Source organism: Histophilus somni 2336, from assembly GCF_000019405.1.
Lineage (GTDB): Bacteria > Pseudomonadota > Gammaproteobacteria > Enterobacterales > Pasteurellaceae > Histophilus > Histophilus somni.
This window is the reverse complement of record NC_010519.1, coordinates 21,018-43,172: the sequence shown is the minus strand read 5'-3', so window position 1 is coordinate 43,172 and position 22,155 is coordinate 21,018. Positions and strand designations below refer to the sequence as shown.

The 22,155-nt window shown below is 36.8% G+C and carries 25 protein-coding genes; 6 read left to right on the top strand and 19 right to left on the bottom strand.

From position 1 onward, the window contains the following. Nucleotides 1–16: 16 nt before the first annotated feature. Entirely contained in the window at nucleotides 17–1,564 is a 1,548-nt protein-coding gene (gene ilvA / locus HSM_RS00245; RefSeq protein WP_178384340.1) for a threonine ammonia-lyase, biosynthetic, read from the bottom strand. 229 nt (nucleotides 1,565–1,793) lie between these two features. Between ilvA and HSM_RS00240 the strand changes: the two genes are divergently transcribed. Next, nucleotides 1,794–2,411, top strand: coding sequence for a trimeric intracellular cation channel family protein (locus HSM_RS00240; RefSeq protein ID WP_012341317.1), 618 nt, complete (start codon nucleotides 1,794–1,796; stop codon nucleotides 2,409–2,411). A 235-nt stretch (nucleotides 2,412–2,646) separates the two neighbouring features. Then, on the top strand, nucleotides 2,647–5,397 hold the full coding sequence (locus tag HSM_RS00235) for a TonB-dependent receptor plug domain-containing protein (RefSeq protein ID WP_143432750.1): 2,751 nt from the start codon (nucleotides 2,647–2,649) through the stop codon (nucleotides 5,395–5,397). Nucleotides 5,398–5,774: 377 nt separating this feature from the next. Here HSM_RS00235 and HSM_RS00230 read toward each other — a convergent pair whose 3' ends face one another. Next, nucleotides 5,775–6,377: a beta-phosphoglucomutase family hydrolase gene (locus HSM_RS00230; RefSeq protein ID WP_011608332.1), complete on the bottom strand. Its 603-nt coding sequence runs from the start codon at nucleotides 6,375–6,377 to the stop codon at nucleotides 5,775–5,777. A 52-nt stretch (nucleotides 6,378–6,429) separates the two neighbouring features. On the opposite strand from HSM_RS00230, the gene HSM_RS00225 reads away from it, so the two are divergent. Beyond that, on the top strand, nucleotides 6,430–6,870 hold the full coding sequence (locus HSM_RS00225; RefSeq protein ID WP_080514384.1) for a PRD domain-containing protein: 441 nt from the start codon (nucleotides 6,430–6,432) through the stop codon (nucleotides 6,868–6,870). A 220-nt stretch (nucleotides 6,871–7,090) separates the two neighbouring features. Here the strand turns inward: HSM_RS00225 and trpS are convergent, their stop codons facing one another. From trpS to rhlB, 4 genes are all read right to left on the bottom strand, one after another. Further along, complete coding sequence (trpS, locus tag HSM_RS00220; protein ID WP_012341280.1) at nucleotides 7,091–8,092, bottom strand: tryptophan--tRNA ligase; 1,002 nt, start codon at nucleotides 8,090–8,092, stop codon at nucleotides 7,091–7,093. Nucleotides 8,093–8,101: 9 nt separating this feature from the next. Then, complete coding sequence (locus HSM_RS00215) at nucleotides 8,102–8,776, bottom strand: phosphoglycolate phosphatase (RefSeq protein ID WP_012341271.1); 675 nt, start codon at nucleotides 8,774–8,776, stop codon at nucleotides 8,102–8,104. Then, a complete protein-coding gene (gene rpe / locus HSM_RS00210) occupies nucleotides 8,773–9,459 on the bottom strand; it encodes a ribulose-phosphate 3-epimerase (RefSeq protein WP_011608328.1) in 687 nt (228 codons plus the stop codon). The genes HSM_RS00215 and rpe overlap by 4 nt, the downstream gene beginning before the upstream one ends. A 113-nt stretch (nucleotides 9,460–9,572) precedes the next feature. Next, nucleotides 9,573–10,832, bottom strand: a complete 1,260-nt coding sequence (gene rhlB, locus HSM_RS00205; protein WP_012341256.1) for an ATP-dependent RNA helicase RhlB — start codon at nucleotides 10,830–10,832, stop codon at nucleotides 9,573–9,575. A 194-nt stretch (nucleotides 10,833–11,026) separates the two neighbouring features. On the opposite strand from rhlB, the gene rho reads away from it, so the two are divergent. Further along, a complete protein-coding gene (rho, locus tag HSM_RS00200) occupies nucleotides 11,027–12,289 on the top strand; it encodes a transcription termination factor Rho (RefSeq protein ID WP_012341247.1) in 1,263 nt (420 codons plus the stop codon). A gap of 239 nt (nucleotides 12,290–12,528) precedes the next feature. Here rho and rplL read toward each other — a convergent pair whose 3' ends face one another. The 12 genes from rplL to HSM_RS00140 all read right to left on the bottom strand — a co-directional run bounded on the left by rplL (nucleotide 12,529) and on the right by HSM_RS00140 (nucleotide 20,435). Continuing rightward, nucleotides 12,529–12,897 carry a 50S ribosomal protein L7/L12 gene (gene rplL, locus HSM_RS00195; RefSeq protein ID WP_011608325.1) on the bottom strand — a complete coding sequence of 123 codons (369 nt, stop codon included), beginning with the start codon at nucleotides 12,895–12,897 and terminating at the stop codon, nucleotides 12,529–12,531. A 51-nt stretch (nucleotides 12,898–12,948) separates the two neighbouring features. After that, complete coding sequence (gene rplJ, locus HSM_RS00190; protein ID WP_012341232.1) at nucleotides 12,949–13,440, bottom strand: 50S ribosomal protein L10; 492 nt, start codon at nucleotides 13,438–13,440, stop codon at nucleotides 12,949–12,951. Between the two features lie 283 nt (nucleotides 13,441–13,723). Further along, on the bottom strand, nucleotides 13,724–14,413 hold the full coding sequence (rplA, locus tag HSM_RS00185) for a 50S ribosomal protein L1 (RefSeq protein WP_012341226.1): 690 nt from the start codon (nucleotides 14,411–14,413) through the stop codon (nucleotides 13,724–13,726). Nucleotides 14,414–14,417: 4 nt separating this feature from the next. Further along, nucleotides 14,418–14,846, bottom strand: a complete 429-nt coding sequence (gene rplK, locus HSM_RS00180; protein WP_011608322.1) for a 50S ribosomal protein L11 — start codon at nucleotides 14,844–14,846, stop codon at nucleotides 14,418–14,420. A 148-nt stretch (nucleotides 14,847–14,994) separates the two neighbouring features. Beyond that, on the bottom strand, nucleotides 14,995–15,225 hold the full coding sequence (acpP, locus tag HSM_RS00175; protein ID WP_011608321.1) for an acyl carrier protein: 231 nt from the start codon (nucleotides 15,223–15,225) through the stop codon (nucleotides 14,995–14,997). A gap of 254 nt (nucleotides 15,226–15,479) precedes the next feature. Next, nucleotides 15,480–16,205: a 3-oxoacyl-ACP reductase FabG gene (gene fabG, locus HSM_RS00170; RefSeq protein ID WP_012341198.1), complete on the bottom strand. Its 726-nt coding sequence runs from the start codon at nucleotides 16,203–16,205 to the stop codon at nucleotides 15,480–15,482. A 53-nt stretch (nucleotides 16,206–16,258) separates the two neighbouring features. Then, the gene (gene fabD / locus HSM_RS00165) at nucleotides 16,259–17,197 is read right to left on the bottom strand and encodes an ACP S-malonyltransferase (protein ID WP_012341188.1); all 939 of its coding nucleotides are present in this window, start codon (nucleotides 17,195–17,197) and stop codon (nucleotides 16,259–16,261) included. 43 nt (nucleotides 17,198–17,240) lie between these two features. Next, entirely contained in the window at nucleotides 17,241–18,191 is a 951-nt protein-coding gene (locus tag HSM_RS00160; RefSeq protein ID WP_012341181.1) for a beta-ketoacyl-ACP synthase III, read from the bottom strand. Between the two features lie 52 nt (nucleotides 18,192–18,243). After that, nucleotides 18,244–18,576, bottom strand: coding sequence for a fatty acid synthesis protein (locus HSM_RS00155; RefSeq protein WP_041605190.1), 333 nt, complete (start codon nucleotides 18,574–18,576; stop codon nucleotides 18,244–18,246). Between the two features lie 66 nt (nucleotides 18,577–18,642). After that, entirely contained in the window at nucleotides 18,643–18,813 is a 171-nt protein-coding gene (gene rpmF / locus HSM_RS00150) for a 50S ribosomal protein L32 (RefSeq protein ID WP_011608316.1), read from the bottom strand. Nucleotides 18,814–18,830: 17 nt separating this feature from the next. After that, nucleotides 18,831–19,355 (bottom strand): 23S rRNA accumulation protein YceD, encoded by a 525-nt coding sequence (gene yceD, locus HSM_RS00145; protein WP_012341157.1) that lies wholly within the window; start codon nucleotides 19,353–19,355, stop codon nucleotides 18,831–18,833. 216 nt (nucleotides 19,356–19,571) lie between these two features. Next, nucleotides 19,572–20,435 carry a rhomboid family intramembrane serine protease gene (locus HSM_RS00140; protein ID WP_012341147.1) on the bottom strand — a complete coding sequence of 288 codons (864 nt, stop codon included), beginning with the start codon at nucleotides 20,433–20,435 and terminating at the stop codon, nucleotides 19,572–19,574. A 43-nt stretch (nucleotides 20,436–20,478) separates the two neighbouring features. On the opposite strand from HSM_RS00140, the gene HSM_RS00135 reads away from it, so the two are divergent. Beyond that, nucleotides 20,479–20,793 carry a DUF5389 domain-containing protein gene (locus HSM_RS00135; protein WP_012341137.1) on the top strand — a complete coding sequence of 105 codons (315 nt, stop codon included), beginning with the start codon at nucleotides 20,479–20,481 and terminating at the stop codon, nucleotides 20,791–20,793. 23 nt (nucleotides 20,794–20,816) lie between these two features. On the opposite strand, the gene glpE is transcribed toward HSM_RS00135, so the two are convergent. Beyond that, entirely contained in the window at nucleotides 20,817–21,140 is a 324-nt protein-coding gene (glpE, locus tag HSM_RS00130) for a thiosulfate sulfurtransferase GlpE (RefSeq protein ID WP_041604460.1), read from the bottom strand. Between the two features lie 137 nt (nucleotides 21,141–21,277). Between glpE and ubiA the strand changes: the two genes are divergently transcribed. Next, complete coding sequence (gene ubiA / locus HSM_RS00125) at nucleotides 21,278–22,138, top strand: 4-hydroxybenzoate octaprenyltransferase (protein ID WP_012341121.1); 861 nt, start codon at nucleotides 21,278–21,280, stop codon at nucleotides 22,136–22,138. The last annotated feature ends 17 nt before the right edge of the window (nucleotides 22,139–22,155 follow it).

The following is a 22,155-nucleotide window of genomic DNA, read 5'->3' as shown; positions in this document are numbered from 1 at the left end:
TTGATTTTATCGTGCATCAAGCTAAGAAATATTTGTAAGCGGGGCTGTCCGTTACATCTTGATAAGTATAAGCAAGTTCTTCTAAATGACCATTGAACCGAATTTCATCATGTTCATCTAACTGAAAGCCTGCCAAAACGTTACCATAGTCTGCACCATAAGCACGATAATGGAAAAGAGAAATATTCCAATGCGTACCTAACATCATCAAGAATTTTAATAATGCGCCTTTTTGCTCGGGAAACTCGAAGCTATATAACCGCTCTTTGCTATTGCTGGTTGTTCGTCCTCCAATCATATAGCGAATATGGGTTTTCGCTATTTCATCATCAGAGAGATCCATAACTTTATAATCATTTTGTTCAAGTTGTTGAATAATTTCTAATTTTTCTTTTTCACTACTAATACGAACCCCAACAAAAATACAGGCTTGTTCTTTATCAGCATAACGATAGTTAAATTCGGTAACAGGACGATCACCTAACAGATGGCAAAAACGTAGGAAACTACCTTTTTCTTCAGGGATAGTTACAGCAAAAATTGCTTCGTGTTTTTCACCGATTTCACAGCGTTCTGACACATAACGCAATGTATGAAAATTTAAATTTGCACCGGACAAAATATTAACCAACGTTTCACCTTGAATATTATGTTCTTTCACATATTTTTTTAAGCCGGCTAATGATACGGCACCGGATGGCTCTGCAATAGCACGCACATTTTCAAACATATCTTTCATTGCCGCACACACTTCATCGCTGTCAACAAGTACAACATCATCAATATATTGTTGACATACACGGAAAGTTTCATTACCGATACGTTTTACCGCCACACCGTCAGCAAACAACCCGACACGCTCTAAATCTACCGGTTGACCAACTTTCAAAGCGGCGTGTAAACAAGCTGAATCTTTACTTTCTACCGCAATCACTTTAATGTCAGGCATTAATTGTTTAATTAAAACAGCCACGCCAGCTGCTAATCCGCCGCCGCCAACAGGAACAAAAATACGATCAATATGACTGTTTTGCTGCAATAATTCCATGGCTAAAGAACCTTGACCTGCAATAACTGCCGGGTGATCAAAAGGCGGAATAAATGTCATACTTTTACTTTCAGAAAGCTCTATCGCTTTTGCTTTTGCCTCATCAAAGTTTGCACCATATAAAAGCACTTCGCCACCATAACCACGCACTGCATCTACTTTAATGCGGGGGGTATTTTGCGGCATAACAATCAATGCGTTTAATCCCAGATTTTTCGCTGACAGTGCGACACCTTGAGCATGATTTCCTGCGGAAGCGGTAATCACACCGGCATTTTTTTGCGGTTGGCTAAGACCGGCAATCATGGCATAAGCACCACGCAATTTAAAGCTATGAACTAATTGGCGATCTTCACGTTTAACTAAAACGGTATTACTTAAACGCTCAGAAAGTTTGAGCATAGGTTGTAAGGGTGTAACCTGTGCAAGTTCGTAAATTTTTGAACTTAAAATTGCTTTAAGGTACTCAGCACCAGAAGGCTGTTCGGTTAAATTACTTATCATATTCTTCACCATAACTTAGGATATTTCGTTTAAATATTAAAATCGGCATTACGCCAAGAATCTCTTTTTTCAACACACTTTGTTCTTCTAGATTACCATAACAACTATGCTGATGTAATGTACAAATGTACACTTTGCTTCATTAATGTATAGAATCCTTTTGTGTCCATTACATCTGCGAAGTTTTTTTTTAATTTCGTTATGCTAGAATGATGCTTTAAAATTAAGATTAAGGTATTTTATGTTATCCGTATTTAATTTCATTGATCTTCTCGGTACATTTATCTTTGCCTTAAGTGGTGCGGTTGCTGGCGTGAAGAAACAATTTGATTTATTTGGTGTTTTTGTTGTCTCAGCAGTAACAGCGATAGGCGGTGGAATTATTCGAGATTTATGCCTATCAGCAACACCGCCGGCAGGCTTGGAAAATATCGCCTATCTATTAATTATCCTTTTAGCCGTGTGTTGCGTATCTTTTTTTCAAGAAAAAATAACGTCGTTCTCAAAGGTGAGCAACTTACTTGATGCCGTTGGATTAGGTTTTTTTGCAGCGTTCGGGGCGAATAAAACGTGGTATATGACGGAAAATATCCAATTATCTATTATTTTGGGTTGTATTAGTGCGGTGGGTGGTGGCTGTATCCGAGATGTATTGACAAACAAATCGCCGTTAATTTTTCAATCTGAAATATATGCAGGTGCAGCCATTGTCGGTGCAACCATAGAACTATTAGGTTCGACAGGCTTAATTTCTCCCCTACTAAGTCCATGGCTGGCAATTATAACCTGTACACTCATCAGAATGCTGGCGATAAAATATCGCATTCAGTTTCCTTTTATTAAAGATAAATCTTTGTAAAAAATAGACCGCATTTCCTCCGAATCATTTTTAACTAAAGCATGTTTTCCGCCAGAGCCAAACTCTAGCTTTCAGGCTGGCGAATATCAATTTTGATAACATGCTGAATTTCCGCATAAACTAAAAATAATAATAAAAATTATTATCATTAATTGACATGCACAGGATATTTTTATATAACTGGTCGTACATGTTTACACCATGAATTTAATCATAAATAACTAGGATAAAAATGATGACTAATAAATTTAAACTCACTGCGGTAGCTTTTTCCGTATTAAGCACTTGTGTTTATGCAGAAGAAATGCTCGATCAAATTAACGTAGAATATAAGCTACCACCTAAACAGGAAGTCTTTAAAAAAGCGGGGGCGACCAGTGTGAGAGAAAATATTTCCACGTCAACGCAGTCTATTGATGACATCATCAGAACGGTACCGGGTGCGTTTACCAACCTTGATAAAAGTTCGGGGACAGTGTCGGTGAACGTTCGTGGTCAAACGGGATTTGGACGGGTGAATACGATGGTGGACGGTATTTCCCAAACCTTTTTTGCCACATCAGGAGATAACAGCGAAAAAGCCGGTGGAACCTCTCAATTCGGTGCAACCATTGACCCTGCGTTTATTACCAGTGTAGATATTCAACGAGGAAGTTTTGACGGTAAAGCGGGGGCTAATGCTCTAGTAGGTTCGGCAAATTTTAGAACAATCGGTGTTGATGACGTAATAAGTGAAGGCAGAAATGTAGGTGCTTTATTAAATGTTGGCGGAGGAACCAATGCAACCGGACCGAATTATATGGGTGCAGTTGCCTTTCGCTATCCTTTTTCCGATACAAGAACATTAGGTTTTATGTATGCCTATAGTTGGCGTAAAAGCTCGCAAGATTTTAAAGTGGGGGGGGGTAGAAGTATAAAAGATGTTGACGCTGAAGAAGTGGGAAGAATAGTTGAAGAAGCCTGTAAAGGCGAAGCATTTTGTGACAGAAATGAAAAACGAAAACTCTATGGATTACAACCCTATGACCCAAGCAAATTACTCCACTATCCCCAAAGCCATTTAGCCAAAATCGAATATAACGATAAATATAATAAAGCTATCCTATCATACCGCTCTTTATCGACCGCACTTTCCGGCAGAAATTTAGAGAATAAAAACTACCAGTTAAACTACCAACTAAAACCGAAAGAGAATTTACAATTTGAATTAATCTTGGCGGATAATACCTCTACGCAAACCTATCACAAGGGAAGCGTGTTTAATGGTAAAATGCTGAAAGATGTGTTGGAAAGCAAAAATAGTGCGAAAACCACGGATATAAATATGCATTTTTCTATTCCATTCACAGAAAAATTCTCTTATGAAGCAACATTAGGTGCCAATATCCTCAAAAATAAATACAGTAAAAATCGACATCCTCGTGAATTAGGTTATTATTTTGATGGTGGGGAACCTAATTCACTTGATGCTTGTGATGAGGTTGGTAAGTATAAAAACGCATGTAAATATCACGGCATAAGATCGAATACATTCCAACCCGACGGCGAACAACGTTTTAAAACCCTCTATTTTGACCAAACCTTTAAATACGATATTTATACCTTAAAAGTCAATGCCAATCGCCAAATCTATAAATACGAAGGTAGGATTTTCCCTCTTGATCCTAAAGATAGATTTTCATCTAGAACATGGCATGACTCTCATAAAAAAATGAAGAATGGAAAGCCAATTTGGGTCAATTCCAACTCATCAGAGATAGTTGCGAAGTATGGTGTTGAGGAAGCAGAAAAATTGGGGTGTTATACTGGTCCTAATGATGATGATACCACTTGGGATGTTTATAACTGCCCAAGTTTTTACTCTGTCCACAAGGGAGATTCAAGATCTCATGATAATTATTCTATGTCTTTCTCGGCGGATTTTCACCCGCTCTTTTCGCCATTTGTGAGTTATGCCAAAACCCATCGGGTCCCGAATATCAAAGAGATGTATTTCTCCGAATTTGGTACATTAGCCATAAGACCCGATTTAAAATCAGAAAAAGCCAAAACCATTCAATTCGGCATTAACGGTTATAAAAATGGGATATTCTCGGATTTTGATGCACTAGGCTTTAAGATTTTAGCGTATCAAACGAAAATCAGAGATTATATTATCAATATCAAACAAGAATGTAGTTCAAACGCGTGGAGAGGATCAAACAAAGCACCGACTATTTATGACTGCGTTGAACATCTTACGCATATTAACTATGAAGGCGGTAAAACAATCTTGAAAACAGACTTGGTGGATACAGGAGATGGAAAAACAAAAGTTCCTTCAAACCAACTCATTCCTGCTGATTCATCACCTATTGTTAAAATTCAGGGGTTGGAACTTGAATTAAATTATGATATCGGTTGGTTCTATGCCAACTTATCTTATGCCAGACAAAAAACCAATCAACCAAGTTCATTTTCTGATTCAAGTTATAATGTGAGTGATGATAGTGAAACCGGACAATATTTACAAGGGTTCGGCTTAAGTAAAATATCGTCTCTACCGAAAGATTACGGTTCCCTTGACCTAGGAACACGTTTATTTGACGGAAAATTAACATTAGGCGGTACTGCTAAATACTATGGTAAAAGCAAACGAGCCAGACTTGATAAAGCAGATGGCGATGTTATCTTGCCGGGAACTTTTACTTCTAGAAAGACTGGCGAGACATTTCTTACTTATGTAAGAATTAGCGGCACGGAAGAAATCAAAGCACAGCCAATAATTTTCGATTTTTACGCTATCTACCAACCAACGGAAAACTTAACTATTAAAGGCGAAATTCAAAACGCCTTTGATAAAAAATACATTAATCCGCTAGATGCGAATAACGACTCGGCAAACCAAATGACTTATGCTATGGGCGTGGGCGATGGATACCAGAAAGCCTTAAACAACTATTCAAAAGGACGCACATTTGTTTTAAATGTAAATTATAAATTCTAAAGCAGACAAAATAGTTGTCTAAAAACCAGCTTAAAGCCTTATAGCACAAGGCTTTAAGCTTTATTTTTGAAAAATGAATAAACAACTGTTTTGCCAATAAAAGTAGCTTATACTAGTTTAAAGCAATATCACAATTATCTATTTACTTTCGAGAAATATTCTGAGTTAGATATTGAAAGGACAATAAATAGAACCAAGGGTCTTTTTAAAGAGTTAAAGCAAACGTGAAATAATCATAACGGATTAAAAAAGCACAACTTTATGTTTATAAAGTATTTTTTAAATAAAAGCTACAAACATAATCAAAAATAAGGTTGGCAACTATTTCTCTACTCTGCCTAAATGTTTAGATTACACAAAATACAGATAAAATCTAATCACTTGCTTGTAATTATTTGATTTACACGAACGTCAAAAACATCCATTTCCGCCGCTAATCCGGCTTGTACGCCCAAATCCGCATCTTCAAATACAAGGCATTTTAACGGATCAAGATTTAATAATTCTGCACAACGCAAAAATGTATCCGGCTCAGGTTTGTGATTAATCACGTCTTCCGCTGTCACAATAGCACCAAAATAAGACTGCAATTGAAATTTCTCTAAAAGCATTTCCGTGACGTAACGATGTGAACCTGTACCGAGAGCTAAAGGCTTTTGTCCAACATATTGTTTCACAATATCCGCAGCAGGCAATAAAGTAGCATTTTTCATGATTAATTCAATTCCATATTTACGCTTTAAACTAATCACATCTTCCATTAAATATAACGGCATTTGTGCTTTTTCCATTATGGCTTTGGCAATAGTTCTTACCGGAGCTCCCCCCAATTGATACATAACATCTCCATCCAAAGCATAGCCCATTTCAGCACCAACAAGCTCCCAAGCTTGTTTATGACAAGGCATAGTATCAATTACTGTGCCATCCATATCAAAAATTAATCCTTCATATCGTGCGATAATTTCCTTGTTTAACATCTTAATTCCTATCGTGTAAAATTTTGTTTATTTTCCTACAAAGTTGTGATCTATGCACTACTTAATTGTGTTTATTTCAGGTAAAGTAAACTATCCTTTTCGTAATGGAATGAAATTCATGTTAATACAGCAAAGGCTGATTTTTTTAGTTCAACGCCATTTAATTGATGAAGATATTATGACAATTACTCTTAATATCCGAAATCGTCTTGGTAAAAAATGGCGAGTAAATTTAAAAACGAAACAAGTAGACATGTTACTCATTCATTTAGCTATGGCACTAGGCAGAATAAAAAGAGGATATGTGGCTAAAGCATTAAACCCAGATTTTTTTTCAGAGATCGAAAGAGCGGTCTGTTTTACAAAAATTTTGAAATTACACCAAGAACTATTAACCTTTATTCCCTTCCCCGTTCCCAAAGAAGAACAATCTCATTTCATCGCTAATATTTATTCTCTTTCATTAGCACAACCTTGGATTTTAACACCCTAATAATGTCACATGGGAAATGCTTGCTTTTCTATTTTTTGCCATAGAAGATTTTTCTCTTATTCTATACGAAGTATCAGATTTCTGAGGTTTGTAATAACAGCGGTTTTTCGGAAAGTTCTTACTATTTTCATTAAGTGACCCTACTGCAAATACTGTTTTTTTCGAAAATGTATTACAATAAGAATAAAGATCCCCTAAATACTTAGGGGAAAAATCGTTTTTATGGAGTAACAAAACCCATTGCACGATAAACTTTATCTAAGGTTTCCTTTGCACGCTTACGGGCTTTTTCTGCACCTTCAGCCGCAATTTTATTTAATAATTCTTCATTGTTACGGAAATGATAGAAACGTTCTTGTAATGTAGTCAGCATAGTAGCAACCTCATCTGCCACCGCACTTTTCAAGTGTCCGTACATTTTCCCTTCAAATTCAGCTTCCAATTGGACAATAGATTTTCCTGTTACACCGGATAAAATATCTAATAAATTAGATACACCTGCTTTATTTTTTACATCATAACGCACAACAGGCGGTTCATCTGAGTCTGTTACAGCTCGCTTAATTTTCTTCACAACTGCTTTGGGATCTTCTAACAAACCAATGACATTATTACGATTTTCATCCGATTTAGACATTTTCTTCTCAGGTTCCAACAAGGACATTACTCGTGCACCTGCTTTTGGAATAAATGCTTCTGGCACAATAAAATGTTCCCCATAAAGAGCATTAAAACGTTGTGCAATATCACGTGTAATTTCTAAATGTTGACGTTGATCTTCACCAACAGGTACTTGATTTGCTTGATAAAGTAAAATATCTGCCGCCATTAAAACAGGATAGGTAAATAAACCTACATTGATATTGTCAGCATGACGTGCTGATTTATCCTTAAATTGAGTCATTCGGCTCATTTCACCAAAGTAAGTGTAGCAATTTAAAATCCATGCCAATTGGGTATGTTCAGGTATATGAGATTGAATAAAAATCGTACTTTTCTCCGGATCAATACCACAGGCTAAATAAAGAGCCAATACATCTAACGTTGCTTTACGTAAAGTGTCCGGATCTTGGCGAACTGTAATTGCATGTAAATCTACAATACAATATAAACACTCATACTCATCTTGCATGTTTACCCATTGACGCAACGCACCCAAATAGTTACCAATAGTTAATTCACCTGAGGGCTGAACACCACTTAATACAACCGGTTTTGTCATTTTTTATCCTTATTGTGTAATTTTTAAAATATCAGCAAAATCATCAAAGATCCAATCAGGTTTTGATTGTGCAATTGGAATATTATAGTTATAACCATAAGTTAACCCAACCACAGCACAACCCGCAGAATGAGCAGCAAAAATATCATTTTGCGAATCGCCAACAAAAAGAATTTGTTTCGGATACAGACCAAACTTGCCACATAAATAATAGAAAGGTGCCGGATGAGGCTTAATTTCCGGTAAAGATTGTCCCCCCAGCATTTCACTAAACAAATGATCGATCCCAAAAGCAGTTAAAATAGGCTGAACATGTTTAGTTGGTTTATTCGTCACGACTGCTAAAATGTAGCCTTGTGCTTTTAATGCTTCTAAGGTTTCTTTCACATTTGGATATAATCGACTGATATTACAAAGATTTTCGCCATAATAAAAGCCAAATTGACGTTTAAAATATTTAAACTCATCTTCCGTTAACTCTTTTTCAGCTTGTGTACAAGCCCAATCCACTGCACGTTGACTCAAAACATCAGCACCATTGCCAATCCAAGTCATCACCAAGTTTTCCGATGCTTGTGGCAAATTAACGTCTTTCAAAGCAGAGTTAATTGATAAAGCTAAATCAGGCAAACTGTTTACTAAGGTACCATCTAAATCAAAACCAATTAATTTAAATTGTGTCATTTTGTTTCCTTCTCTCTTATTGTAGAAAGTTGCTGACGCATTTCATCAATAACTTTTTTATAATCAGGCTGATCAAAAATTGCAGATCCTGCCACAAACATATCGGCTCCAGCTTGAGCAATTTCAGCAATATTATTCACTTTTACTCCACCGTCTACCTCTAAGCGAATATCCAAGCCACTTTCATCAATAATTTTACGAGCCTGTTTTAACTTTTCTAATGTGCTTGGAATAAAAGCTTGTCCCCCAAATCCGGGATTCACAGACATAAGCAAAATCACATCAATCTTATCCAATACATAATCTAAATAACTCAATGGTGTTGCTGGATTAAAAACAAGACCAGCCTTACAACCACAATCCCGAATCAGTTGCAAAGAACGATCGATATGTTCACTGGCTTCCGGGTGAAATGTAATATAATCAGCACCGGCTTTAGCAAAATCAGGAATAATACGATCTACCGGTTTAACCATTAAATGTACATCAATAGGTGCTTTAATTCCATAATCACGCAATGCCTTACAAATCGCAGGCCCAAAGGTTAAATTTGGTACATAATGATTATCCATCACATCAAAATGAATTACATCAGCACCGCTCTTTAGCACATTTTCTACATCTTCACCAAGACGTGCTAAATTAGCAGAAAGTATAGATGGAGCAATTAAATAAGGTGTCATTTTTATCTCTCTTTTCCTAGTCGAAAATTCCGTATTAGTGTACAACGTTATCGTCCGGTAATTAAAGGGATATTTGCTTATCTTGGCAAAGATCCCATAAAAGAGCGGTTAAATTAATAAGTTTTTTTCAATCTCTTTACAGTACGTTGTAAATTTGAACGGCTATCAAATGCACCTCGTTTAATCCGATGAGGTGTTGGCAAATCTTCGATCAATGCTTTCGCATCATATTGACTGACAGGAATACTGTGACCAATATATTCTTCAATTGCAGGCAGATTAATCGCATATTCTTCACAAGCAAAACTGATTGAAATACCGCTTTCACCCGCTCGCCCTGTTCTTCCAATACGATGTACATAATCCTCACAATCATCAGGTAAATCATAATTAAACACATGAGTCACATCCGGAATATGTAACCCTCGTGCTGCCACATCTGTCGCCACCAAAACATCTAAGGTTCCATCCGTAAATTGTTTGAGTAAAGATAAGCGTTTTTTCTGCATTACATCACCAGTCAATAATCCTACTCGATGACCATCCGCACTTAAATATCCCCATATTTCCTCACAACGATGTTTAGTATTAGAAAAAATAATGCAACGCTCTGGCCATTCTTCTTCTAATAAAGTCATCAACAATGCCATTTTATCTTGATTAGAAGGGTAAAATAACTCCTCTCTAATTCTATGCCCCGTTTTTTGTAAGGGTTCAATTTCTACATACTGTGGATCATTCATATGCTCAAAAGCAAGTTCACGAACCTTATAAGACAAAGTTGCAGAAAAAAGCATGGTTAAACGTTGTTGAGGCACCGGACATTTACGTAATAAATAACGAATATCTCTAATAAAACCTAAATCAAACATTCGATCTGCTTCATCTAACACTACCACTTGAATATAATCTAAACGAATAATTCCTTGCTTAACATAATCAATTACACGCCCTGTAGTACCAATTAAAATATCAATACCCCGATCAATTACCTTTAATTGTTTATCATAGCCCTCACCACCATAAGCTAAGCCTGTTTTCAACCCTGTTGCTTGAACTAGAAAATTCGCATCATTTGCAATTTGTACAACCAATTCTCTAGTCGGTGCCAAAATTAACGCTCTCGGTTGTTCTGAGGAATTTATATTGTTTTTTTGTAGTAAATGATGAAATGTAGCGGTTAAAAATGCGATCGTTTTTCCTGTGCCGGTTTGAGCCTGCCCAGCTATGTCTTGCCCTTTTAAGGTGATAGGTAAAGACAATGCCTGAATAGGTGTACAAAACTCAAAGCCTTTTTCTTTTATCGCTTGTTGCACGATACGATGTAAAGCAAGATCAGAAAAACGTTGTTGTGAAAGATGACTATTTTGCATAAAAATTATCAGTAAAGAATTTGGGTGATAATAACATGAACGGAAAAAATCCTCAAAAAATGTCCGCACATTTATTGATTTTTAAGTTAGATAGCTAGACAACTTAAAGATTTAATGATAAATTTGCACGCAATTTCATATTTACATTCAATTCATTTATCAATTCATTTTTATAACATTCTCAATTATTTATTATGCATTTAACAGAACTTAAAAATAAACCTGTTTCTGAACTTGTAGAATTAGGTGAAAAACAAATGGGCTTAGAAAATTTAGCTCGTTTACGCAAACAAGACATTATTTTTGCAATTTTAAAACAACATGCGAAAAGTGGAGAGGACATTTTTGGAGGAGGTATATTAGAAATTTTACCTGATGGTTTCGGTTTCTTACGTTCTGCCGATAGTTCTTACTTAGCCGGTCCTGATGACATATATGTTTCTCCAAGTCAGATTCGTCGTTTCAACCTGCAAACGGGCGACAAAATTGAAGGAAAAATTCGTCCACCAAAAGAAGGAGAGCGTTACTTTGCCTTACTAAAAGTTGATCGAGTCAATGACGATAAACCAGAAGTATCACGTAGTAAAATTCTCTTTGAAAACTTAACTCCACTACACGCAAATTCACGCCTCAGAATGGAGCGTGGAAATGGTGCAACGGAAGATTTGACTGCTCGTATTTTAGATTTAGCCTCCCCTATCGGTAAAGGACAACGTGGTTTAATTGTCGCTCCGCCAAAAGCAGGTAAAACCATGTTATTACAAAATATTGCACAAAGTATTATTCATAACTATCCGGAATGTGAATTAATTGTATTGTTGATTGATGAACGTCCGGAAGAAGTAACAGAAATGCAACGCTCAGTAAAAGGCGAAGTCATTGCTTCAACCTTTGATGAACCGGCAGCACGCCATGTTCAAGTTGCAGAAATGGTGATTGAAAAAGCAAAACGTTCCGTTGAACATAAAAAAGATGTGGTTATTTTATTAGATAGCATAACTCGCTTAGCTCGTGCTTATAATACGGTAACACCGCCTTCCGGAAAAATCTTATCAGGGGGTGTAGATGCCAATGCATTGCATCGCCCAAAACGCTTCTTTGGTGCAGCCCGTAATGTTGAAGAAGGCGGTAGTTTAACCATTATTGCCACCGCACTTGTGGATACCGGCTCAAAAATGGACGAAGTGATTTTTGAAGAATTTAAAGGAACTGGGAATATGGAGTTGCATCTTTCCCGTAAAATCGCAGAAAAACGTGTATTTCCTGCTATTGACTTCAATCGTTCTGGTACAAGGAAAGAAGATCTTCTGACTACACCAGATGAATTACAAAAAATGTGGATTCTACGTAAAATTCTTAATCCAATGGGTGAAATTGAGGCAATGGAATTCTTAATTGATAAGCTAATGATGGCAAAAACCAATGAAGAATTTTTTGAAGTTATGAAACGTTCTTAAAATAAAAAATCTCGTTGCGAATGAAACGAAAAAGTGCGGCTTAAAACAAACCGCACTCAACCCACTGCAGACAAAAGTAAAGTTTTTCTCCCAAATTACGATCATCTACAAATAAACTCTTCGACAGCATAAAAAAGAATAATCCCACCTTCGAAAAAGCACGAAAAGGTAGGATTATTATTCTGACCTTGGGGTGTCCACCAAGTCTTTTCTGAACTAGAAGATTGAAAAAATCAAAATTATTTGATTTCTACTTTCGCACCAGCTTCTTCTAATTCTTTCTTAAGTGCTTCAGCTTCTGCTTTAGAAATACCTTCTTTTAAGTTAGCCGGAGCAGATTCTACTAGGTCTTTAGCTTCTTTTAAGCCTAAACCAGTCGCACCACGTACTGCTTTAATTACAGCTACTTTATTAGCACCAGCTTCAGCTAAAACCACATCGAATTCGGTTTTTTCTTCAGCTACTTCAGCTGGACCAGCAGCTACTGCTACCGCTGCTGCCGCAGCAGAAACACCAAATTTTTCTTCCATTGCAGAAATTAATTCTACGATTTCAGTGACAGTTTTTGAAGCAATCGCTTCAATGATTTGTTCGTTAGTTAATGACATAACAATCAATTCCTAAAGTAAATAAATTAAACGAGTTAAGAAAGGCTTTAATTAAGCCGCTTCTTGTAATTTGTCGCGGTATGCCGCAAGAGTGCGAGCAAGTTTGCCTGCCGCTGCTTCTTTCATAGTACCCATTAAACGTGCAATTGCTTCTTCGTAAGTCGGTAATGTTGCTAAGAACTCAACATTTTGGATCTTACCTTCAAAGGCTGCACCTTTAATTTCAAACTTATCGTTAGCTTTAGCAAAATCCTTGAACAAACGTGCAGCCGCACCTGGATGCTCATTAGAAAATGCGATAAGTGTTGGACCTACAAACGTATCTGTTAAGCACTCAAAATCTGTGCCTTCTACTGCACGACGTAATAAAGTATTACGTACAACACGCATAGAAACGCCAGCTTCACGAGCTGCTTTACGTAACTCAGTCATTTTATCAACAGTAACACCACGAGAATCCGCAATAACTGCCGATAGGGCACCTTTGGCTGCTTCATTTACTTCAGCAACAATTGCTTGTTTGTCTTGAAGATTTAATGCCATTGGCTTTTAGCTCCTGAATACACTCCGATTGATCGGAATTATAAAACTTCTCAAAAAAACACCGCACTTTTGCAGTCTTCTCTGAGGCTAAGGTGCACAGAAGCAAGAAAAATTCTTATTCTGTATCACCATCTACGTAGGATTATTAAGAAATACTCTTTCCCCTACGGTCTTGGACGGGGCTTGAGAGGTCAAGCACCAACCAGAAATTATGCCATAAGGCAAAATAGAGGCGTGCATTATATATACAAAATACGCCTCTGTAAAGGTTTGGCTATATTAATTATAAGCTACTTTGATCAACAGCAACGCCTGCACCTTGAGTAGTAGAAACACTTACTTTTCTAATAAAGATACCTTTTGCTGTCGCAGGCTTCGCCTTAGTCAAGGCAGCTAATAATGCTTGTAAGTTTTCTTTTAATTGTTCAGCAGAGAAATTTGCTTTACCGATTGTAGTATGAATAATACCGTTTTTATCATTGCGGTAACGGATTTGACCGGACTTAGCATTTTTAACCGCTTCAGCAACGTTTGGTGTAACGGTACCAACTTTAGGATTTGGCATTAAGCCTCTAGGCCCTAAAATTTGACCTAGTTGACCAACAACACGCATTGCATCAGGGGAAGCAATAACAACATCAAAGTTCATTTCACCCTTTTTGATTTGCTCTGCTAAATCTTCCATCCCTACTAAATCAGCACCAGCTGCTTTAGCCGAATCAACATTAGCACCTTGAGTAAACACAGCAACACGTACTGAACGACCTGTACCATGTGGTAACACGGTTGCACCACGTACATTTTGATCTGATTTACGTGCATCAATACCTAAATTGACTGCAACGTCAACGCTTTCAACGAATTTTGTTGAAGTGAATTGTTTCAACACCGTAATAGCTTCATTGATTTCATATTGTTTTGTTGAATCAACACCGGCTTTGATTGCTTTCATACGCTTAGTAAGTTTAGCCATTAGATTAACCCTCCACTACTAAACCCATTGAACGTGCTGTACCTTCAATAGATTTCATTTTAGTTTCAATTGTTGCACCGGTCATATCGGCTGCTTTAGTTTCAGCAATTTGACGGATTTGATCTAAAGTGACTTTACCTACTTTATCTTTGTTAGGTTTACTAGAACCAGATTTAATTCCAGCAGCTTTTTTCAATAATACCGCTGCCGGCGGAGTTTTAGTCACAAATGTAAAAGAGCGGTCTGCATAAACAGTAATAACGACAGGAATCGGTAAACCTTTCTCTAGACTCTCAGTACGAGCATTAAATGCTTTACAGAATTCCATGATGTTCACACCTTGTTGACCTAATGCAGGACCAACAGGTGGTGATGGGTTAGCCATACCTGCTGCGACTTGCAACTTAACGTATGCTTGGACTTTTTTTGCCATTTTTAATTTCCTCTTTGCGGGTAATAACGCCGTTTCAGCTCCCCATTTCATACAAGCACAATGTGCCACACAAAAATATGACCCTCTCAAAGGGTCATAAGTGAATACGGATTATACTGATTTCATGTGTAATTTTCAAGTATCATTACTATTGATTATTTTGAACATAATCAATTGCTGATTGAACTGTTGTAATTTTCTCAGCTTCTTCATCCGGAATTTCAATATCAAATTCTTCCTCTAAAGCCATTACTAATTCAACTGTATCCAAAGAATCTGCACCTAAATCTTCAATAAATGAAGCTTCAGGCTTAACATCATCTTCTTTAACGCCTAATTGTTCAACAATGATTTTTTTTACACGTTCTTCAATGCTCATTTTGCTTTTTTCCTATTAATGGTTAGCGATAAGATATAATAGTGTATGTATTTTTTATGAAGTTTCAAGCTGTTTTTACTTTTACAAGGTCAAACCACAATGATATCTGTCTCAGTACACAAACATAAATACGTTATGTTAACCTGTAGAATGCAACAGCCAACGTAACTCGATTGTTTCAATAGCTACATTACCACATGTCAGGATTTTAACATTACGCCTTATCTTTGGCTAGCCTGAAATCCCTATTTCTACTAAGGTAAATACATTCCACCGTTAACATGTAATGTAGTACCTGTAATATATGACGCATCCTCCGATGCCAAAAATGCAACAGCTTTCGCAATATCTTTGGGCTGTCCCAAACGACTTGCCGGCACATTTGTCAGAATATTTGCTTTTTGCTCGTCAGTTAACACATCCGTCATATCTGTTGCAATGAAACCTGGAGCTACAACATTCACAGTTACTCCTCTTGCTGCAACTTCTTTTGCTAACGATTTTGTAAAGCCAATAACACCCGCTTTTGCCGCACAATAGTTAGTTTGACCGGGATTTCCCATTGAGCCAACTACTGAACCAATATTAATAATGCGTCCACCTTTTTTCATCATCGGACGTAATACAGCTTTAGATAAACGATAGATAGACGTTAAATTAGTTTGCATAATATCAAACCAGTCATCATCTTTCATACGCATTAATAAACCATCACGGGTAATTCCTGCATTATTCACTAGAATCTCAACATCACCCACTTCAGCTTTAATGGCACTCAATACAGCATCTATTGAATCTTGATCTGCGACATTTAATACCAAACCTTTACCCTGTTTGCCTAAATAAGCAGAAATACTTTCCGCTCCTTTTTCGCTTGTTGCAGTACCAATAACAAAAGCCCCCTTGCTCGCTAATTCTTCTGCTATTGCACGCCCAATCCCACGTGTAGCACCTGTTACTAATGCTATTTTTCCTTGCATCATCTACTCCTCAATAAAATAGGCTGTTTAGTATCAGCCTCTGTTGTCATAAATTAATCTAAGCTTTCTTCCACTGTATTCAATGAAGATAAATCATTGACTGCTTTAGCATTCAACTCTTTAGCAATACGACTAGTTAATCCAGTGAGCACCTTATTAGGTCCCATCTCAAATAAAAGTTCAATTCCCTCTCTTGCCATATTCTCAACTATTTCAGTCCAACGTACAGGACTATAAAGCTGACGCACAAGTGCGGTACGAATCTTAGTGGTTTCATTTTCTGCTTTCACATCAACATTATTAATAACCGGAATTTGTGGGATGCTAAACGTCATTTTTTCTAACGCTACTGCCAATTCTTCTGCTGCTGGTTTCATTAATGCACAGTGAGAAGGCACGCTGACTGCTAACGGCAACGCACGTTTTGCTCCCGCCTCTTTACAAGCAACAGCAGCACGTTCTACTGCGACTTTTGCTCCTGCAATCACCACTTGTCCCGGTGAATTAAAGTTTACCGCTGACACAATCTCACCTTGTTCAGACGCTTTGCAAGCTTGAACAATGCTTTCATTATCTAAACCTATAATTGCGTACATGGCACCTGTTCCTTCCGGAACTGCTTGTTGCATTAACTTACCACGAAGTTGTACCAACTTAATTCCATCTTGGAAATCAATTACACCGGCACATACTAAAGCGGAATATTCACCTAAACTATGTCCTGCCATCACTTCAGGTTTTAGGTAAGGATATTTTTGTTGCCATACACGATAAATTGCCACGGAAGCAGCTAAAAGTGCGGGTTGTGTTTGCCACGTTTTATTCAATTCTTCTGCAGGACCTTGTTGCACTAACTGCCATAAATCATAACCCAAAACGGAGGAAGCTTGCTGAAAAGTTTCTTCAACAATCGGATATTCTGTAGCCAATTCAGCCAGCATTCCCACTGCTTGTGAGCCTTGTCCAGGGAAAACCATTGCAAATTTTTTCATTTTTATTTCCTACTAAATAAGTATATTCAATTTTTGTTAAAATTTAGAAACGAACCAACGCAGAACCCCAAGTCCAACCGCCACCAAATGCTTCTAATAATAATAATTGACCACGCTTAATACGCCCGTCACGTACAGCTTCATCCAATGCCACAGGTACTGTCGCCGCACTTGTATTACCGTACTTGTCTAAAGTAATTACCACTTGATCTAAAGACATATTCAATTTTTCAGCAGTTGCCGTGATAATACGTAAGTTTGCTTGATGAGGTACCAACCAATCTAAATCAGCTTTGTCTAAGTGATTATCACGTAAAGTTTCTTCTACTACATTAGATAATTCTCGTACTGCAAGTTTAAAAGTTGCATTCCCTTGCATTTGAATATAACCGGATTGTACTTCACCCTGTTGAGTTTGAGGAAGAATTAAGGCGTTACTTTTATCTAAAGAAGCATGTAAATGAGTAGAAATAATCCCTTCAATATCGCTGCTTTCCAAGATCACGGCACCAGCACCGTCACCAAATAAAATAACAGTGCTACGATCCGTTTCATCTAACTTACGAGAATTAATATCTGCACCAATCACTAAAGCTTTTTTTACTTTACCTGTTTTAATGAATTGATCTGCAACACTTAAAGCATAGATAAACCCCGTGCAAGCTGCCGCCAAATCGAAAGAAATTGCATCATCAATGTCCAACATACCTTGAATTTGGCATGCAGCACTTGGATAAGCATAGGAGTGGCTGGTAGTCGCAACCAAAACCAAATCGATATCGTTAGGGCAAATATTGGCTAACTGAAGTGCATTTTTAGCGGCCTCAAATCCCATTGTGGCAACTGTTTCATTTTCACCGGCGATACGACGCTCTTTTATACCGGAACGAGTAGTAATCCATTCATCAGATGTCTCTACCATTTTTTCTAAATCAGCATTAGTCCTGATATTAGCCGGTATATAACTACCGGTTGCTAAAATTCTACTGTACATAATTATCTCATCAAGTTACGTCTTAATTTTATTCAAACCGGCAAGATTTTCTTTAACCTTTCTTTGAAGATTGTAATGCCATATCTCGAATAGCTTTATATTCTTTATATTCTTTGGTTTCCTCAATACCTATATTTAACAAAGCTGCATATAGATAAAATAAACCTAGCTGGTATTCTACAAAAATGTGAACTAAGGTATGAACTAAACCCTGATTATTTTCAATCACATGAGAGCAATGACAGACGGCTAAATAATTTTGACTATCGATTGGAAAACGTTGACGTAGAGGAAAATTTTGTTGGTTATTAGCAAACAACAAAGACAGCATTGGATGCTTACCCAACGCTTTTACCAATTCGCAGATAGTAATACGGGGACTCATGTCCCCGCCCATCATATCTAACACAACAGTTAGATGACTCAAGTGATTACCTTAAACAATCAACGATTATTTATTGATCACTTTACGACCACGATAATAACCATCTGCGGTTACATGGTGGCGTAAATGAGTTTCTCCGCTTGTTTTGTCAACCGATACAGCTGCAGTGGTTAACGCATCATGTGAACGACGCATATCACGACGTGAACGAGATTTTTTATTTTGTTGAACAGCCATTGGCTATACTCCTAAATTTACTTTTTCTTTAAACTAGCTAATACAGCGAACGGGTTCGGTTTTTTTGCCAGCTCTTCCGGCAATTCGCCAAAAACCTGTTCAGCCACGGACACTTCACAGTGTTCAGATGAATGCATCGGAACAATTGGAAGAGCAACAATCAGTTCATCTTCAACCGTTCCAATTAAATCTATTTCCCCGAATTCATTTAATTCTATCGGTTCATAAATCTCTGGCAATTCATTGATCTTACCCAAATCAGACACTGGACTATAAGAAAACTCACATTCCAATGATTGACTGAAAGGACAACCACAACGTTGACATTCTAATTCCACATCAACACTCGCTCTTCCTTTCATTACAGTCAATTTTTGCGGATCAACGAAAAACGATAATGTTACCTGCACATCGCTGAGCACTTTGACTACTGACTCCGCTAAACGAGTAACTTGATTGGACACATAACAACCTTGATAATCCAATCTACGCTGTGCATCTTTAATCGGGTCAACAGTTAGGGGTAGTTTTACCTTTTGCATAGGGCGTGAATATTACCTTTTGATTGTCAATTAGTCAAAGGAAATTATCAAATTTTATGCGAAAATTAAGAATAACCATAATGGCAAAATAAATTTCTCTTCAAGACAGCGTTTATCTCTATCCTCCAAATTTCGATCTATTTTATCTTGAGTTTGAAAGAGCATAGAAATAAGACAATACACATTTCATTGATTTCAATATGTTACGTTTAGTTCTCAAAACTCCCTTTTTTTAACTTGCCATAAGCCTAATAAAATCCCACATAATAAACCACTAATATGAGCACTGTTGCCCATATAAATACCTACAAGCGGACTAATAAAACCTAAGGCGATCCCCATAATTAACATCAAGAAAAAACCTGATGGTAAAGCAAATTTAGCATAATGAAATTTATCTAAAATAAATACATAACCCAATACCGCATAAACTACACCAGATAACCCGAAGAAACGATAATCAGAGAAATAATTTTGCACGACTCCGGTCAAAATAGATGAAACAAAAAAGAGCAACAGTAATTTTTTTGCATTCAGCTGTCGTTCAATTGCCCCGCCAAATAACCAAAACCAACTTAGATTAAATAAAAAATGTAGTGGCGAGAGATGCACTAAACTATGCGAAATATAACGCCAAATTTCTGTTTGTTGTGCCGGATTTGCTGGATAATGAGCAAAATAGAAAATACCTTGCTCAAATCCCAAGTTCTGTAAAACGTAAATTAGAGTGCAAAGTGCGGTAATAAATAAAGTTATTTTACCTTGTTGGAACCATTTCGATGAGATTTTCCAAATAGCCACCCATGATGTTTTTTTGTACTGAATGGAATGTGTATCGCCGGCTTCCCAAGCTGCCTGCTGATAACAAGGGTTAAAAGGATCCTGCAGAAAAAGTATTTTCTCTTGTTCAAGCTGTGTCAATAATGGATGATTTTCTTCGATAAAAACACCACGCACCGACCGATTATATTTTTCATCAATATAGTTTTGAATGGTCAATTCAAGCAAATACTTAGCTCGGATATAATCACGAAACCAAATAATAAAATTCTCTCTTTCACTACCAAATAATAGTTTCATTTGCTATATTCCTGTTCTCTTGTATATATTATCGAGGATAAAAATGAAAAAACAAAACATGCCAACCGGATTTAGTAGATTTTCTTGGGCACTCGTTGGGTTTTGCCTACCTGTTTTGCTTTGGCCATTAGCTCTCTTAATCTCACCTAATTTCATTAAAAATCCAAATTTGGATGATTTTCAAATGAGATGGATGTCAATTTTCTTTTGGGCTTATCCTTTTATTTTAGGCATTATTGCTCGTTATTCATTTAAATTAAATCAACGTAACAGTCAGCTGGCAAAATATGTTTTGCTACTAAGTGCGGTGATTTTTTATAGTGTTTTAATTTATGTTTGTGCAGCTGGACTGAACTAAGGCAGGAATCGTCTGCCTTTTATTTAATATCCACTTTCCACCGGTAAATTCGCTTGTACCCAACCGGCGAAACCTCCAATTAAGCTATAAACTTCATCATAGCCTTGCTCAACTAAAAATTGTGCCACATTGCGGCTGCTCACACCATGATAACAACTCACAATAATCGGTTGGTCGTATTCATATTTCTGTTGGAATTCACTAAAACGCTGATGAGTTAAATGAAAAGCACTTTTCGGACGACTGTAAATAAAATGGGATAAATCACGAATGTCTACTAATACAGCATTCTTATTATTTAATATTTCCCATGCTTGTTCAGAGTTGATTTCTTTGAATGTAGTCATTTTATGATAGTTTAACAATAAAAGTATTTCGCAATATAACACTGTTTCTTTATAGGGTAAACTCACTTTTTCCAAAAAGGATTTTACAGTAAAATACACCGCACTTTTATTAAGAATTACAAGGTTTAGCCAATCAAATGACAATATTTGCAAAAGATAAGCTGATTGCTTATGGACAATTAATGCGTTTAGACAAACCTATCGGCACATTGCTTTTACTTTGGCCAACGCTTTGGGCATTATATCTTGCCGAAAAAGCGATGCCTACCCTATCAGTTCTAGCAATTTTTATATTCGGCGTATTTTTAATGCGTTCAGCAGGTTGTGTCATCAATGATTATGCAGATCGCCATATTGACGGAAAAGTTAAACGAACTTCACTACGCCCACTTTCAACAGGTCGAGCAACACCTCGTGAAGCAAAATGGTTATTTATCGTCCTCGTTTTTTGTTCTTTTTTATTAGTCCTTTGTTTAAACCTTTATACTATTGGTTTATCTGTGATTGCAGTCATTTTGGCATTTATTTATCCCTTTATGAAACGTTATACACATTTGCCACAATTTTTCTTAGGGGCGGCTTTTGGCTGGTCTATTCCAATGGCTTATGGTGCGACTATTGAAGCATTGCCTCTAGAATGCTGGTTATTATTTATTGCAAATTTATCTTGGACAGTCGCATATGATACTCAATATGCCATGGTAGATCGTGATGATGATTTGCGTATTGGCGTGAAATCAACGGCGATTTTATTTGCTCAATATGACAATAAAATCATTGCATTATTACAAATAATAACGCTGATTTTTCTCTTTTCCGTGGGTTATTTATCACAATTAAATAACAGATATTTTATTGTATTGGCTATTGCCGGCTTATTTTTCGTTTACCAATGCCGTTTGACTAAAAATAGAGATAGAGAGAGTTGCTTTAACGCTTTTTTAAATAACAATTATTTCGGCTTGACCGTTTTCATTGCTGTTTTATTCGGTATTTAAAAAATCAAAATCTCAAA

What these genes read in the sequence shown, in the direction of transcription:
- ilvA (WP_178384340.1), bottom strand. Translation starts at nt 1,564, where the DNA reads ATGGTGAAGAATATGATAAGTAATTTAACCGAACAGCCTTCTGGTGCT.
- HSM_RS00240 (WP_012341317.1), top strand. Translation starts at nt 1,794, where the DNA reads ATGTTATCCGTATTTAATTTCATTGATCTTCTCGGTACATTTATCTTT.
- HSM_RS00235 (WP_143432750.1), top strand. Translation starts at nt 2,647, where the DNA reads ATGACTAATAAATTTAAACTCACTGCGGTAGCTTTTTCCGTATTAAGC.
- HSM_RS00230 (WP_011608332.1), bottom strand. Translation starts at nt 6,377, where the DNA reads ATGTTAAACAAGGAAATTATCGCACGATATGAAGGATTAATTTTTGAT.
- HSM_RS00225 (WP_080514384.1), top strand. Translation starts at nt 6,430, where the DNA reads ATGCACTACTTAATTGTGTTTATTTCAGGTAAAGTAAACTATCCTTTT.
- trpS (WP_012341280.1), bottom strand. Translation starts at nt 8,092, where the DNA reads ATGACAAAACCGGTTGTATTAAGTGGTGTTCAGCCCTCAGGTGAATTA.
- HSM_RS00215 (WP_012341271.1), bottom strand. Translation starts at nt 8,776, where the DNA reads ATGACACAATTTAAATTAATTGGTTTTGATTTAGATGGTACCTTAGTA.
- rpe (WP_011608328.1), bottom strand. Translation starts at nt 9,459, where the DNA reads ATGACACCTTATTTAATTGCTCCATCTATACTTTCTGCTAATTTAGCA.
- rhlB (WP_012341256.1), bottom strand. Translation starts at nt 10,832, where the DNA reads ATGCAAAATAGTCATCTTTCACAACAACGTTTTTCTGATCTTGCTTTA.
- rho (WP_012341247.1), top strand. Translation starts at nt 11,027, where the DNA reads ATGCATTTAACAGAACTTAAAAATAAACCTGTTTCTGAACTTGTAGAA.
- rplL (WP_011608325.1), bottom strand. Translation starts at nt 12,897, where the DNA reads ATGTCATTAACTAACGAACAAATCATTGAAGCGATTGCTTCAAAAACT.
- rplJ (WP_012341232.1), bottom strand. Translation starts at nt 13,440, where the DNA reads ATGGCATTAAATCTTCAAGACAAACAAGCAATTGTTGCTGAAGTAAAT.
- rplA (WP_012341226.1), bottom strand. Translation starts at nt 14,413, where the DNA reads ATGGCTAAACTTACTAAGCGTATGAAAGCAATCAAAGCCGGTGTTGAT.
- rplK (WP_011608322.1), bottom strand. Translation starts at nt 14,846, where the DNA reads ATGGCAAAAAAAGTCCAAGCATACGTTAAGTTGCAAGTCGCAGCAGGT.
- acpP (WP_011608321.1), bottom strand. Translation starts at nt 15,225, where the DNA reads ATGAGCATTGAAGAACGTGTAAAAAAAATCATTGTTGAACAATTAGGC.
- fabG (WP_012341198.1), bottom strand. Translation starts at nt 16,205, where the DNA reads ATGCAAGGAAAAATAGCATTAGTAACAGGTGCTACACGTGGGATTGGG.
- fabD (WP_012341188.1), bottom strand. Translation starts at nt 17,197, where the DNA reads ATGAAAAAATTTGCAATGGTTTTCCCTGGACAAGGCTCACAAGCAGTG.
- HSM_RS00160 (WP_012341181.1), bottom strand. Translation starts at nt 18,191, where the DNA reads ATGTACAGTAGAATTTTAGCAACCGGTAGTTATATACCGGCTAATATC.
- HSM_RS00155 (WP_041605190.1), bottom strand. Translation starts at nt 18,576, where the DNA reads ATGAGTCCCCGTATTACTATCTGCGAATTGGTAAAAGCGTTGGGTAAG.
- rpmF (WP_011608316.1), bottom strand. Translation starts at nt 18,813, where the DNA reads ATGGCTGTTCAACAAAATAAAAAATCTCGTTCACGTCGTGATATGCGT.
- yceD (WP_012341157.1), bottom strand. Translation starts at nt 19,355, where the DNA reads ATGCAAAAGGTAAAACTACCCCTAACTGTTGACCCGATTAAAGATGCA.
- HSM_RS00140 (WP_012341147.1), bottom strand. Translation starts at nt 20,435, where the DNA reads ATGAAACTATTATTTGGTAGTGAAAGAGAGAATTTTATTATTTGGTTT.
- HSM_RS00135 (WP_012341137.1), top strand. Translation starts at nt 20,479, where the DNA reads ATGAAAAAACAAAACATGCCAACCGGATTTAGTAGATTTTCTTGGGCA.
- glpE (WP_041604460.1), bottom strand. Translation starts at nt 21,140, where the DNA reads ATGACTACATTCAAAGAAATCAACTCTGAACAAGCATGGGAAATATTA.
- ubiA (WP_012341121.1), top strand. Translation starts at nt 21,278, where the DNA reads ATGACAATATTTGCAAAAGATAAGCTGATTGCTTATGGACAATTAATG.